Here is a 12,796-nt window from a genome sequence, read left to right as displayed (position 1 = left end):
GCAAGAGCCATGAGCGATGACGGGCCGCCCCCCCCCCTCGGGCGGCCCGTTCGCGTCCGGCCCTGCCGCATTGCAAGGGGGGCGGAACGACATCAGGCCGCCCCGGGGGGGCGGCCTGTCGCATCACTCATGCCGGATCGCGGCGTTACTTCTGGACCGGGCCGATCATCATGACCATCTGGCGGCCTTCCATCTTCGGCATGTTCTCGACCTTGCCGATTTCGGAGACGTCGCTTGCCACGCGTTCGAGCAGCTCGCGGCCCAGCTCCTGGTGCGCCATCTCGCGGCCCCGGAAGCGCAGCGTCACCTTCACCTTGTCGCCGCCTTCGAGAAAACGCAGCACGTTGCGCATCTTCACGCCGTAGTCGTTCGAGTCGGTGTTGGGCCGGAACTTGACCTCCTTGATCTCGAAGGTCTTCTGGTTCTTGCGCGCCTCGGCCTCTTTCTTCTGCGTCTCGTATTTGAACTTGCCGAAATCCATGATCTTGCAGACCGGGGGCACGGCATTGGGCGAAATCTCGACGAGGTCGAGACCGGCCTCTTCGGCCAGCGTCAGGCCACGCTCTGGGCTGACGACGCCGATGTTCTCGCCGTTCTGTCCGATCAGTCGGATTTCGGCCACGCGAATACGATCATTGATCCGGGGGCCGGTGTCGCGCGTGGGCGGCGCGTTATGTGGTCTGCGGGCTATGGTGCAAGTCCTTCGGTTGTTCGATTGGATAGGGCGAAAGGTAGTCGCCCCGGTAGTGCGTTTCAAGCCGCAAAACAAGGCCAATACGCGCCACCCGCTTCCCTCCCGCGGTGGCTTCTGCCATAGGCCGTGCTATGTGAGCCGGCAAAGGTTCAGGATTTTCAGCAAGGATGAGCACAATGATGAAGATTGTCGGCATCATCGTCGCCGCGGTGCTCGCGGTCGTCGTGGTGACAAGCATCTGGGGCGGCGACGACGCCGAGGTGACGACGAATTCCGCCACCGATGACGGCGGCATCGACCAGCTGGCCGAAGCTCCCACCGCCGATATCGTCGATGACGAGGCCGAGGCGCCCGCCGCGGATATCGAACCCACCGACGAGATGGGCGAGATCACCCCGCCCGAAGGCGGCGCGGCCGATACCGAGGCGCTGACCGAAGAGGTCGAGCAGGAGACCGTGCCCGCGCCCGAGGGCACCGAGCCGGTGGTCCTGATGGACGACGTGAACCTCGCCGAAGAGGTGGAGCAGGAGGCCGAGGAGGCGCTCGGCACCGAGGCCGCCGGCACCAATGAGGGGCTCGCCATTCTCGACGCGGCGCTCGCGCCCGAGACCTTCGACTACGAGGCGGTGCAGCAGGCGATCGCCGACAGCGCGCTCGAGAGCGACCGTCGCGAGCAGCTGGCCACCGCGCTGGAGCGCGCGCGCCGCTACCCTGCGATCCGCGATTCGCTGCTGGACGACCTCCGCACCGAGCTGGGCGTCGAGTGACATGAGCGCGGCCCGGGCGACCGGGCCACGCCTCCAGCCGAACGACCTCGCCACATGAAAACGCCGCGCGGATCGCTCCGCGCGGCGTTTTTCATGCGGTGAGGCGGCGGTTCAGCCGACGAAGGCCTTCTCGATCACGAACTCGGCCGGATCGGAATTGGCGCCCTCGCGCAGCCCGGCCTGTTCCAGCAGTGCCTTGATGTCGAGGTTGAAGGCGAGGCTGCCGCAGACCATGGCGCGGTCGGTCTCGGGGTCGAGCGCGGGCACGCCGAGATCCGAGAAGACCTCGCCGCTTTCGATCAGGTGGGTGATCCGGCCCATCTTCGCGCTCTCTTCGCGCGTGGTGGTCGGGTAGTAGACCAGCTTGTCGAGGTTATCCTCGCCGATCAGCTCGCGCAGCATCTCGTCTGACTTGACGCTCTCCACCAGCTCGCGGCCATAGGTCAGCTCGGCCACGTCGCGGCAGGTATGGGTAACGATCACCTGCTCGAACTTCTCAAAGGTCTCGGGATCGCGCAGCAGCGAGGCGAAGGGCGCGAAGCCGGTGCCGGTCGAGAAGAGCCACAGCCGCTTGCCCGGGATCAGCGCGTCATGGACGAGCGTGCCCACGGGCTTGGGGCGCAGGATGATGTGATCGCCCTCCTGGATGTGCTGGAGCTTGGAGGTGAGCGGGCCGTCGGCGACCTTGATCGAGTAGAATTCCAGCTCCTCGTCCCAGTTGGGGGAGGCGATGGAATAGGCGCGCATCAGCGGCTTGCCGTTGTCGCCCATCAGCCCGATCATCACGAATTCGCCCGAGCGGAAGCGCAGGCTCGCGGGGCGGGTCACGCGGAACGAGAACAGGCTGTCGGTGTAGTGACGCACGGCGGTGACGACCTGCGCATCGGGGGATTGGGCCACGCGGGCGGCGTTGGTCTGGGTCACTGGGCTTTGCTCGGTCATGTCTTTCTCGCTCGGCTCGAATAGGGGAGGGGGCGGGCGGGGTAAAGGCGGCTCAGCCGCGCAGCCGCGCCTGGTAGTCATGCGCCTTCCAGTCGGCGCGGGCCAGCCATTGGTCCTCGGGCTGGCGTTCGGCCAGATCGTCGGAGATCTCGACCTCGTCGAAACCCGAACGCCGGGCCATGGCGTATTGATCCGCGATCACATGGCCGCTCGCGCGCAGCCGCCCGGTGAAGCCAAGGCTGCGCAGGTCGCGCGCATGGGTGAAGCCGCGCCCGTCGGAGAAGGCGGGGAAGGTCACGCGGATCGCCGCGATTTCGCCCAGCCGGCCCACCAGCGCGCGCGGATCGTCGACGGGCGCGATCTCGATCGCAGTGTCCTCGGAGCCCGCCTCGGCCAGCGGCACGAAGCCGCCTTCGAAATCATCGGGGCCAAAGCCCTTGTCGGTCACGATCACGCTCATCTCGTCCTCTGGGGGCCGCGCCCCTGTTCATCTTTCCGTAAATACGCAGATCCGGCGGCGTCAACCGGCGATGTCGGCGGGTTTGCCGCGCACCATCTTCCCGTTCACGAAGTGGATGCCGCATTCTTCCTTGTCGCTGTCGCGCCAGCGCCCGGCGCGCGGATCCTCGCCCGCCTCGACCTTGCTGGTGCAGGGCGCGCAGCCGATCGAGGGGTAGCCCTGCGCCACCAGCGGGTGCCGCGGCAGGCGGTTTTCGGTGATATAGTCCTGCAGGTCGCTGCTGGTCCAGTGCGCCAGCGGGTTGATCTTGATGCGCAGGTCGTCCTCGTTCTCGAAGAACTCCAGCGCGGCGCGGGTCTTGCCCTGGTAGCGCTTGCGCCCGGTGATCCAGCTGTCGAAGCCCGACAGCGCGCGTTGCAGCGGCTCGGTCTTGCGGATGGCGCAGCACAGGTCGGGGTTCGAGCGGTGCAAGAGCCCCTCGGGGTCCTGCTCGGCCAGCGCCTGCGGGCGCGCCTTGACGGTGCGCACATCCTTGAGGTTCAGCCGCTCCGAGAGCTCCATCTGGTATTCGAGCGTCTCGGTGAAGAGCATCTCGGTGTCGACGAAGAGCACCGGGGTGGTGCGGTCGATCACCGAGACGAGGTGCAACAGCACCACCGATTCCGCGCCGAAGGAGCTGACCATGGCGATCCGGCCGAGCGCGTGCTCGGCCAGCGCCTTTTCCAGCACCGCGGTCGCGCCGTGATGGCGGTAGCGGGCGTTCAGGTCACGGACGGTCTCGCCGATGCGATGCGGCGTCTCATGCAGCATCTGCCCGCTCCCGCTTCGCTTCCTGCTCGGGGTAGAGCACCGCCTTGAACGGTGCCGGCCCGAGGCGGCGATAGGCGGCGAGGAAGCTTTCCTCGGGGCTGTCGCGCAGCTCCAGATAGCCCAGCACCAGCCGCTCGATCGCGGGCACGATCTCGTCCGCCGAGAAGCCGGGCCCGGCGCGCTCGCCGATGCTCGCCGTTTCGTCGCCCGAGCCGCCCAGCGTCACCTGGTAGTTCTCGACGCCGGCGCGGTCGAGGCCGAGGATGCCGATATGGCCGACATGGTGATGGCCGCAGGCGTTGATGCAGCCCGAGATCTTGATCTTGAGCGGGCCGACATCGTGTTCGAGCTTCAGCTCCTCGAAGCGCAGCGCGATCTGTTGCGCCACGGGGATCGAGCGGGCGGTGGCCAGCGCGCAGTAATCCATGCCGGGGCAGGCGATGATGTCCGACACCAGCCCGATATTGGCCGCCGCGAGGTCGTGCTCGCGCAGCTTGGCGTGAAGCGCGGGCAGGTCCGACTTGTGGACATGCGGGAGGATCACGTTCTGCTCGTGGCTGATGCGCAGCTCGTCATGGCCGTAGGCCTGCGCCAGATCGGCCAGCGCGCGCATCTGCGCGGCGGTGGCGTCGCCCGGCGTCTGGCCCGGCTTCTTGAGCGAGACGCTGACGATGGCGTAGCCCTCGGCCCGGTGCGCGGTGAGGTTGGTGTCGGCCCAGCTGCGGAACAGCGGGTCGGCCTCGTAGGTCGCGTCATAGGCGTCCACGGGCGCGTTGCGCCATGCGGGCGGGGCGAACTGGGCGCGGATCTCTTCGAAGAGCTTCACATCCACGCCCGAGAAGGCGGGCTTGGTGCGAGCGAACTGCTCGTTCACCGCGTCGCGGAACGCGTCGAGGCCGTTTTCGAAGACGGTGATCTTGATCCGCGCCTTGTACTTGTTGTCGCGCCGGCCCAGCAGGTTGTAGGCGGCGACGATGGCCTCGCAGTAGGGCAGCAGGTCTTCCTGCGCGACGAATTCCTCGATCACCTTGCCGATCATCGGGGTGCGCCCGAGGCCGCCGCCGACCAGCAGCTTGTAGCCGATCTCGCCCTTGGCGTTCTCGACGATCTGGATGCCGATGTCATGCGCCTGGATCACCGCGCGGTCATGCGCGGCGCCGGTGACGGCGATCTTGAACTTGCGCGGCAGGAACTGGAATTCCGGGTGGTCGGTCGACCACTGGCGCAAGAGCTCGGCCACGGGGCGCGGATCGGCGATCTCGTCCTCGGCGGCGCCGGCGAAATGGTCGGCGGTCACGTTGCGGATCGTGTTGCCGGAGGTCTGGATCGCGTGCAGGCCGACATCGGCCAGCGCCTGCAGCATGTCCGGCACGTCGCTCAGGGCGGGCCAGTTGTACTGGATGTTCTGGCGGGTGGTGAAATGGCCGTAGCCGCGATCCCACTTCTCGGCCAGAAGCGCCAGCGTGCGCATCTGGTCCGAGCGCAGCGTGCCGTAAGGGATCGCCACGCGCAGCATGTAGGCGTGCAGCTGGAGATAGAGGCCGTTCATCAGGCGCAGGGGACGGAACTCCTCCTCCTTGAGCGAGCCGTCGATGCGGCGCTCCACCTGGCCGCGGAACTGGTTGACGCGCTCCTGGACGAAGGCGCGGTCGAAATCGGTGTAGTGATACATGTTCAGAGCTCCACCTGCTTGCCGTGGGCGTAGTTCGACGGGCCGCGGGTGCGGAAGGTCTCGCGGAAATGCGTGGGCTCGGGGCCGGCGGTGCCCGCGACGGCATCGGCGAGGTAGGGGCCGACGACGAGATCGGCCTGGCTTTGCGCGACCAGCAGCCGCAGCTCGGCATGGGCTTCCTCGTCGAGCAGCTCGGCCTCGCGCATGTCCGGGGTCCAGCGCCCGTCGGCGGTGAGCCAGACGGCATCGCCTTCGAGCAGGCGGTTGGCGGTCACGACCTTGGGCGTGAACTTGCGGGGCATGGCACGGTCTCCGTCCTCTTGTTCGAGACTGATATAGGACAGATGTCTTGCTTTTGGCCACCGCTGCGGGCAGATAAGGAATGCGTGTTCTTCCCTAGGGGATTTGCAGGACATGCGTTCCATATTGAAGAGAGGCCGCGAATGTCGTTCCAACCCGACGAGATCGACCGGAAGATCCTGATCGAACTGCAGCGCGACGCCGGCCGCTCGCTCGACGAGATCGCCAAATCGGTGGGCTCCTCCAAGACGCCGGTCTGGAACCGGATCCGCAAGATGCGCGAGCGCGGCATCATCGGGCCGCAGACGGTGGTGCTCGATGCCGAGGCGCTGGGTTTCGAGGCCTGCTTCTTCGTGCTGATCCGCACCAGCGCGCATGAGGCGGACTGGCAGGCCCGGTTTCTCGCCACGCTGCGCGACCGGCCCGAGGTGCAGGAGGCGCATCGGCTGGCGGGCGATATCGACTACATCCTCAAGGTGCGGGTCAGGAACGCGCGTGCCTATGACGCCTTCTACCAGGCGCTGATCGCGGAGGTGCGGGTGCAAAGCGTCACGGCGCTGTTGTCGATGGAGGAGATCAAGTCGACCGTCGCCCTGCCGCTCTGAAAGAGCGCCACAAGCCTGCCGCTCTGAAAGAGCGAAAGGCCTGCCGCGCTAGAAGGCGCGCACCATCAGCCGCTCCAGCCCGTGGAAATGGTAGAGATCGGCGTAGCGCGGCTCTTCGGCGAGGCGCAGCTCGGGGCAATGCCGCATGAGCTGCGACAGCGCCACGCGCATTTCCAGCCGTGCCAGCGGCGCGCCGACGCAAAAATGGATGCCCGCGCCGAAGCCCATATGGGCCGGCCCCTTGCGGGCCGGGTCGAAGCGATGCGGCTCGGGATAGGCTTCGGGGTCGCGGTTGGCCGCGCCGAGCAGGCAGGCGATCCGGTCGCCGCGTTCGAAGCGCTGGCCGAAGATCTCCAGATCCTCGTAGACCCAGCGGGTGAACATGTGCAGCGGCGGATCGAGCCGAAGCAGCTCCTCGACGCAAGGCGCGTCGATCTCGCGGTGATCGTGCTCCAGAAGCGTCTTCACCGCGTTGCCCAGGGAATGCACCGTCGCCTCGTGGCCGGCGTTCAGCAGCAGGATGCAGGTGGAGATCAGCTCCTCGGTTGTCAGCTTCTCGCCCTGCTGCTCGGCCACGATCAGCTCGGAGATCAGGTCGTCGCCCGGCGTGCGGCGCTTTTCGGCCACATAGACCGCCAGAAAATCGCAAAAGGCCTGCGTGGCGAGCTCCGCCGCATCCTCCATCGCGCGGGTGCGGCCCGCCTGGTACATGCCGACCATGGCGTTGGACCAGGCCAGGAGATCGTCGGCCCGGCTTTCGGGCAAGCCCATCAGCCGGGCGATGATGATCACCGGCACCTGCCGCGCATAGGCGTCGAGCAGGTCGAACTCGCCTTGGGGAAAGCCGTCGATCAGCCTGTGGCACAGCGCCTCGATCTCGGGCGCGAGGGCGTTGATGCGGCGCGAGGTGAAGGCGTGCAGCACCAGCTTGCGCAGCCGCGTATGGGCGGGCGGCTCCAGCTCCAGCATGGAATGCGCCTCGCAGGCGTAGAAGGCGGCGAGATGATCGGGAACATCGGTCGCGCGTTCGGCCGGGGCCTCGCGCCCCATGCGCCTCTCGCGCAGGATCGCCGAGACCTCGGCATGGCCCACGGCGCAGGCCATGTCGTAATCGGTCCAGTGGAACAGGGGCCCCGCCGCCCGCGCCCGGTCGTAGAACGGGTAGGGGTCCTGCACGAAGGCGGCGTCGGTCGGGGACTGTGTTAACTTTTGCATGACAAGACCGTGACCCGTGGCCGTGGTCTTGGCAAGCGCGCATGCGGCGCAATGCGCCGGTTGGTCGGATCTCGGATCGGGCGGACGCCGCCGCTGCCCGAGGCCGGGATGGGGCAGACAGACCCTCGCCGAACGACGCCCCGGCCATCGAGACGCGAAAGGGCGCCCCGCGGGGCGCCCTTCTTCAGGTCCGGCGATAGCGCCTCAGACGGTGGATTCGAGCGCCGAGATGATCGGCGAGAAATCGGTCGATTTCAGGCTGGCGCCACCGACCAGCGCGCCGTCGACATTCTCCACGGCGAAGATCTCGGCGGCGTTGTCGGGCTTGACCGAGCCGCCATAGAGCAGGCGGATGCCCTTCGCATCCTCGCCGAAGCGCTCGACGAGCTTGGCGCGCAGCGCGCCATGCAGCTCGGCGATCTGTTCCGTCGAAGGCACCTTGCCGGTGCCGATCGCCCAGATCGGCTCATAGGCGACGACGGTGTTGGCCGCGGTCGCGCCTTCGGGCAGAGAGGCCGCGAGCTGGCCCGAGACCACGTCGAGCGCCTCGCCCGCCTCGCGCTGATCGAGGCTCTCGCCCAGGCAGATGATGGCGGTGAGCCCGGCCTTGTGCGCGGCCTCGGCCTTGGCGCGGACCATGTCGTCGGTCTCGTGATGATCGGCGCGGCGCTCGGAATGGCCGACGATCACGTAGCGCGCGCCGGCTTCCTTAAGCATTTCGGCCGAGATGTCGCCGGTATGGGCGCCGCTCGCGGCGGCGTGGCAATCCTGGCCGCCGACCCGGATCGGCTGGCCGCCGAGCGAGAAGGCCATGCGGGACACCAACGTCGCGGGCGGGCAGACCACGATGTCGACGCGCGGGGCCGCCCACGCGATGCCCAGCGCCTCGATCTCCTTGAGATCGGCGTTGGTGCCATTCATCTTCCAGTTTCCCGCGACCAGTTTGCGACCCATGTGGCGTCCTTTCCTGTGAGAAGAGTTGCGCCTGTGTAGACCAAATGCCCCCCGGGCAAAAGCCGAGGGGCCGGCCCCTTGCGGAACCGGCCCCCTCGCACGTCGTGCCCTGCGGCCTCAGCCGTTCCGGCGCTCGGCGGTCAGCTCGTTCACATCCTTGAACTTGATCGATTCGCCGCAGCCGCAGGCGTCCTCGACATTCGGGTTGCGGAACTTGAAGCCGCTTTCGAGCAGCGAGGTCTCGTAATCGATCTCGGTGCCGAAGAGGAACATCTGCGCCATCGGCGCGATCATCACCCGCGCGCCGTCCTGTTCGACCGTCTCGTCATTGGGGTCGGCGGCGTCGACGTAATCCATGGTGTATTCCATGCCCGCGCAGCCGCCCTTCTTGAGGCCGATGCGCAGCCCTGCATGACCGCCCTTTTCCATCAGCCGGGCGATCTGGCGGGCGGCGGCGGGAGAGATGCTGACGGCCTGCTTGCCGGGGATCGAGAACATGCGTGCCTCCTGTTGCGGCGCATGCCCTACATAGGTGCCATGCCGCGCCGGCTCAAGCGGGGCCCGAGCGGGGGGTCAGGCGGCCTCGGCCGGGTTGGCCTGCGGAAACATCGGCTGGCCGTCGCGCGCCAGAGCGCGGGCGCGGTCCAAGAGCGCCTCGCGCACCTCGCAAGACAGGGTCCAGGCCGTGTCGGCCTTGGCGCAGGCGAGGCAGAACCAGACCTCCTGGCCGAACACGTCCTGATCGGCGACCATGACGAAGTGCTGGTCGCGTTCCTGCACCTCCTCGGGGTCCTGCTCGTCGACGATCTCGAAGAAGGCATCGCGCAGGGGCTGCACCTCGGTGTCATGCGCCAGCTTGAGCTTGATGGTGCGGATCATCGAGGGGTCGTTCATGGTCCAGTTCTCGAAATGCTCGGCCACGAATTCCGAGACCGGCACGACGAGCCGGATGCCGGTCCAGTCGAGCAGCTGGACATAGGTGAAGTTGATCCGTTCGACGGTGCAGATATGGCCGCGGAACTCCAGCTTGTCGCCGATCTTGGCCGAGCGGTTCATCGCGATCTGCAGGCTCGACATGATATTGCCGAGGATATGGCGCGCGGCGAAGCCCAAGAGCAGGGTCAGCGCCCCCGCCGAGGCCAGCGCCGAAAGGCCGAGACCGCCGAAGAACTGCGCCTCCGACAGCACGATCGCGCCGCCGACCAGCACGATGGCGACGATCAGCACCCGCCGCCAGGCCGCGATGCGGGTGGCGAGGTTGCGGCGGTTCTCCATGCGCGGGTCCGACAGCTTGTCATCCTCGAAAGGCACGACGCGGTCCAGCACGGCATCGACGCCGTTCATCACGAAGATCAGCGCCGCGGCGGTGAAGCCCAGCGCGATCAGCGGCGTCAGCACGGAGTTGATCCGGCCCGAGAAGATGAACAGCGAATTGCTGAAGATCAGCAGAAGCGCCGCGCAGATCGCGAGGATGATCGGCATCCGCGTGGCGCGCAGCACATCCGTGAGCAGGCGGCTTTCGACCCGCCGCGCCAGCGCCGCCTGCGCCTTGCCGGCGGTCCATCCGGCCGCGCCCACCAAAAGCAGCATCGCAGGCAGGGCGACCCATTCCCAGCGCCTGAGCCCCCAGAGGGTCTCGGTCCGCCATGCGGGGGGCAGCTCTTCCTCGAACCATGTGGGGCCATAGAGCTGGTGCAGCCTGGGGATGTTGGCGACGGTCTGGCGCGAGAAGACCCAGACCGGATCGCCGCTGGCGGGTTTGAGCCGGTTCAGCCGGATCGCCACCGGGCGCTTGTCGGTCTCGACCAGGTCGATCAGGATGGAGCGCTGCGCCTGGCCCGCGACCGGGTTGTCGGAGCTGGCATTGGCATCGAGCGCATCGGGGCGTTCGAGCAGGTCGTCCCAGTCGATCACCGCCTTGCGCTGCAGCACGGCGACGAGATCGGCCGCGAGCCTGCCGCCTTGCGTGGCCTGTTGCTCGGGGGGGATGTCGCGCAGATCGAGCAGATGCGCGGCCTGCTCGCGCTTGCCCGCCGCGACAAGGTCGAGCAGCGCCTCCATGCTCGATTGCGGCGTGTCGCGATCGAGCGTTTCGGGCGGCGGCGCGAGCCCTTCGTTGAGCGTCTCGACCTCGAAGACCTGGGTCTCCTGCGCAAGAGCGGCGAGGCCCGTGCCGAGCCAGATCAGCGCGGCGGCGAGAAAACGGAACAGCAAGGGCTTGGGCAAGGTCGGGTCTCCCGCAGTATCGCGGGACCAACCGGGCAGGGGCCACCCGGTTCCGGCGGCATCTGCGATGCAGGCGGGCGGGCCAGAGCCCGCCGCGCCGGGCTTACATGAAACCCAGCTCCAGCCGCGCCTCGTCGGACATCATCTCCATGCCCCATTGCGGCTCCCAGACCAGATCGACATCGACCTGCTTGACGCCGGGCACCGCGCCCACCGCATCGGCGACCCAGCCGGGCATCTCGCCCGCGACCGGGCAGCCCGGCGCGGTCAGCGACATCTTGATGCCGGTCGCGCCCTCTTCGTCGATATGGATCGTGTAGATCAGGCCGAGGTCATAGATGTTCACCGGGATCTCGGGGTCGTAGACCGAGCGGCAGGCCTCGACGACCTGATCATAGAGCGGGTGATCGGTCGTGGAGGGCGCGATCAGCGGCGTGCCTTCGAGTTGGGTGTCGGGCATGGGCTGTCCTTGGGCTGGAGCGGGGCGCGCTTTGGCGGCGCCGATACCTGAGCGATCATATAGGAAAAGCGAGGGGCGGGGTAAAGGGTGCAGCCTTGCGGCCGGCGCAAGGCAGGCCAGCCGATGCGCCATGCGTATTTGAAAGAAAGATGAATGGGCAGCGGACGCGCCCGGGCTGCCGATCCGGCGCGCCCCCGTGGTTCATCTTTCCTCAAATACGCAAATCCCGCCGCTGCCTCCCGCGCCGCCGCCGGGGCCTCATCCCACCCGGCGCCCTTCGGTGTCGATCACCGGGCTGCCGTCTTCCTTGAAGAGCGGCCCGGGCGGAAGCCGGTCGAGCAGGTCGAGCACCCTCTCCGAGGGCCGGCACAGCCGCACGCCCCTGGGCGAGGCGACGATGGGCCGGTTGACCAGCACCGGATGCGCCACCATCGCGTCGAGCAGCGTCTCGTCATCGACGCCGTCCTCCAGAAGCCCCAGCTCGGCGGCGGGCGATTTCGTGGTCCTGAGCGCGTCGCGCGGGTTGAGCCCGGCGGCGGCGAAGAGCGCGAGAAGCTGCGGCTTCGTCCAGCCGGTGTCGAGATATTCGATCACCACCGGTTCCGTGCCCGAGGCGCGGATCAGCTCCAGCACGTTGCGCGAGGTGCCGCAGCCGGGGTTGTGATGGATGACGATGCTCATGCGGGTTTCTCCTGCGTGCGTTCCGGGGCGAAGAGCCAAGCCGCCACCGCCACGCCGATCAGCGCGCCCGCCAGTTGCGCGACGACGAAGCCGGGCAGGTCGAAGGGCCGGATGCCCGAGAAGGTGTCGGTGAAGCTGCGCGCGATGGCGACGGCGGGGTTGGCGAAGCTGGTGGAGGCGGTGAACCAGTAGGCGGCGGTGATGTAGAGCCCGACCAGCCACGGCACCGCGGCGGGGGCCTGCCGGATACCGGCAAAGATGGTGAAAACGAGCCCGAAGGTCGCCACCGCCTCGGCCAGCCATTGCGGCCCGCCGGTGCGGATCTTCGTTGCGGTCTGCAGCAGGTCGAGGTCGAACATGCCATGCGCCAGCGCCGCGCCCGCGATGCCGCCCGCCACCTGCACGAGGATATAGGGCGCGACCTCGCTCCATGGCGCATGGCGGCGCACCGCGAAGGCCAGCGTCACCGCCGGGTTGAAATGCGCGCCCGACAGGGGGCCGAGTATGGTGATCAGCACCACGAGGATCGCCCCCGTCGGCAGGGTGTTGGCCAGCAGCGCGAGGGCGACGTCGTCGGTCAGGCTCTCGGCCATGATGCCCGATCCGACCACGGCGCAGACGAGAAGGCCGGTGCCCAGCCCTTCGGCGAAAAGGCGGCGCGACAGGCTCATGCGCGGCTCTCCTGCGGCGCGCACAGCTCGGGGCGGCCACCGCAGCAATCCTCGACGAGGAAATCGATGAGCGCGCCGACGCGGGGCATGGCCGCGAAATAGCGGATCGAGCGCCCCTCGCGGCGGCTTTCCACCAGCCCCGCGCCGTGCAGCACGGAAAGGTTGGCCGACATGGTGTTCTGCCGCGCGCCCAAGGCCTGCGCGATCTCGCCCGCGGCCATGCCCTCGGGCCCCGCCTTCACCAGCAGGCGAAAGGCGTCGAGCCGCGAAGGCTGGGCGAGGGCCGCGAAGGCGGTGATGGCGTCTGTCTGTTCCATGTATCCCGAAGTATCGATATGG

General features: G+C 67.8%; 16 protein-coding genes. 2 read left to right on the top strand and 14 right to left on the bottom strand.

Features of this window, described 5'->3' with window-relative positions:
• Window positions 1-145 precede the first annotated feature (145 nt).
• A complete protein-coding gene (gene infC, locus CJ301_RS11750; protein WP_432644200.1) occupies window positions 146-640 on the bottom strand; it encodes a translation initiation factor IF-3 in 495 nt (164 codons plus the stop codon).
• Between the two features lie 230 nt (window positions 641-870).
• Here infC and CJ301_RS11745 point away from each other — a divergent pair, with 230 nt between their 5' ends.
• On the top strand, window positions 871-1,461 hold the full coding sequence (locus CJ301_RS11745; protein ID WP_099277518.1) for a hypothetical protein: 591 nt from the start codon (window positions 871-873) through the stop codon (window positions 1,459-1,461).
• Between the two features lie 111 nt (window positions 1,462-1,572).
• Here CJ301_RS11745 and CJ301_RS11740 read toward each other — a convergent pair whose 3' ends face one another.
• The 5 genes from CJ301_RS11740 to CJ301_RS11720 are packed head-to-tail and all read right to left on the bottom strand — an operon-like array spanning window position 1,573 to window position 5,647.
• Window positions 1,573-2,403 carry a ferredoxin--NADP reductase gene (locus CJ301_RS11740; RefSeq protein ID WP_099277517.1) on the bottom strand — a complete coding sequence of 277 codons (831 nt, stop codon included), beginning with the start codon at window positions 2,401-2,403 and terminating at the stop codon, window positions 1,573-1,575.
• A gap of 52 nt (window positions 2,404-2,455) precedes the next feature.
• Window positions 2,456-2,863 carry a DUF934 domain-containing protein gene (locus tag CJ301_RS11735; RefSeq protein WP_099277515.1) on the bottom strand — a complete coding sequence of 136 codons (408 nt, stop codon included), beginning with the start codon at window positions 2,861-2,863 and terminating at the stop codon, window positions 2,456-2,458.
• A 60-nt stretch (window positions 2,864-2,923) separates the two neighbouring features.
• Window positions 2,924-3,673: a phosphoadenylyl-sulfate reductase gene (locus CJ301_RS11730; protein WP_099277513.1), complete on the bottom strand. Its 750-nt coding sequence runs from the start codon at window positions 3,671-3,673 to the stop codon at window positions 2,924-2,926.
• Window positions 3,663-5,345, bottom strand: coding sequence for a nitrite/sulfite reductase (locus CJ301_RS11725; protein ID WP_099277511.1), 1,683 nt, complete (start codon window positions 5,343-5,345; stop codon window positions 3,663-3,665). The genes CJ301_RS11730 and CJ301_RS11725 overlap by 11 nt, the downstream gene beginning before the upstream one ends.
• A gap of 2 nt (window positions 5,346-5,347) precedes the next feature.
• Window positions 5,348-5,647: a DUF2849 domain-containing protein gene (locus CJ301_RS11720; protein ID WP_099277509.1), complete on the bottom strand. Its 300-nt coding sequence runs from the start codon at window positions 5,645-5,647 to the stop codon at window positions 5,348-5,350.
• Window positions 5,648-5,788: 141 nt separating this feature from the next.
• Between CJ301_RS11720 and CJ301_RS11715 the strand changes: the two genes are divergently transcribed.
• Window positions 5,789-6,250, top strand: a complete 462-nt coding sequence (locus CJ301_RS11715; RefSeq protein WP_099277507.1) for an Lrp/AsnC family transcriptional regulator — start codon at window positions 5,789-5,791, stop codon at window positions 6,248-6,250.
• A 48-nt stretch (window positions 6,251-6,298) separates the two neighbouring features.
• Here CJ301_RS11715 and CJ301_RS11710 read toward each other — a convergent pair whose 3' ends face one another.
• From CJ301_RS11710 to CJ301_RS11675, 8 genes are all read right to left on the bottom strand, one after another.
• On the bottom strand, window positions 6,299-7,465 hold the full coding sequence (locus tag CJ301_RS11710) for a cytochrome P450 (protein ID WP_099277506.1): 1,167 nt from the start codon (window positions 7,463-7,465) through the stop codon (window positions 6,299-6,301).
• Between the two features lie 204 nt (window positions 7,466-7,669).
• The gene (gene tpiA, locus CJ301_RS11705) at window positions 7,670-8,419 is read right to left on the bottom strand and encodes a triose-phosphate isomerase (protein ID WP_099277504.1); all 750 of its coding nucleotides are present in this window, start codon (window positions 8,417-8,419) and stop codon (window positions 7,670-7,672) included.
• 117 nt (window positions 8,420-8,536) lie between these two features.
• Window positions 8,537-8,917, bottom strand: coding sequence for a HesB/IscA family protein (locus CJ301_RS11700; RefSeq protein ID WP_099277502.1), 381 nt, complete (start codon window positions 8,915-8,917; stop codon window positions 8,537-8,539).
• A 75-nt stretch (window positions 8,918-8,992) separates the two neighbouring features.
• A complete protein-coding gene (locus CJ301_RS11695) occupies window positions 8,993-10,645 on the bottom strand; it encodes a mechanosensitive ion channel family protein (protein ID WP_099277500.1) in 1,653 nt (550 codons plus the stop codon).
• A 103-nt stretch (window positions 10,646-10,748) separates the two neighbouring features.
• On the bottom strand, window positions 10,749-11,105 hold the full coding sequence (locus CJ301_RS11690) for an SUF system Fe-S cluster assembly protein (protein ID WP_099277498.1): 357 nt from the start codon (window positions 11,103-11,105) through the stop codon (window positions 10,749-10,751).
• A gap of 258 nt (window positions 11,106-11,363) precedes the next feature.
• On the bottom strand, window positions 11,364-11,786 hold the full coding sequence (arsC, locus tag CJ301_RS11685; RefSeq protein WP_099277496.1) for an arsenate reductase (glutaredoxin): 423 nt from the start codon (window positions 11,784-11,786) through the stop codon (window positions 11,364-11,366).
• A complete protein-coding gene (locus CJ301_RS11680; protein WP_099277494.1) occupies window positions 11,783-12,457 on the bottom strand; it encodes an aquaporin in 675 nt (224 codons plus the stop codon). Before CJ301_RS11680 ends, arsC begins: the two co-directional genes overlap by 4 nt.
• Complete coding sequence (locus tag CJ301_RS11675; RefSeq protein ID WP_099277563.1) at window positions 12,454-12,774, bottom strand: ArsR/SmtB family transcription factor; 321 nt, start codon at window positions 12,772-12,774, stop codon at window positions 12,454-12,456. The genes CJ301_RS11680 and CJ301_RS11675 overlap by 4 nt, the downstream gene beginning before the upstream one ends.
• Between the last annotated feature and the right edge of the window lie 22 nt (window positions 12,775-12,796).

This window comes from Limimaricola cinnabarinus (assembly GCF_002723615.1).
GTDB lineage: Bacteria > Pseudomonadota > Alphaproteobacteria > Rhodobacterales > Rhodobacteraceae > Limimaricola > Limimaricola cinnabarinus_B.
The sequence above is the reverse complement of the archived record's forward strand: the minus strand, read 5'-3'. Positions and strand labels throughout refer to the sequence as shown.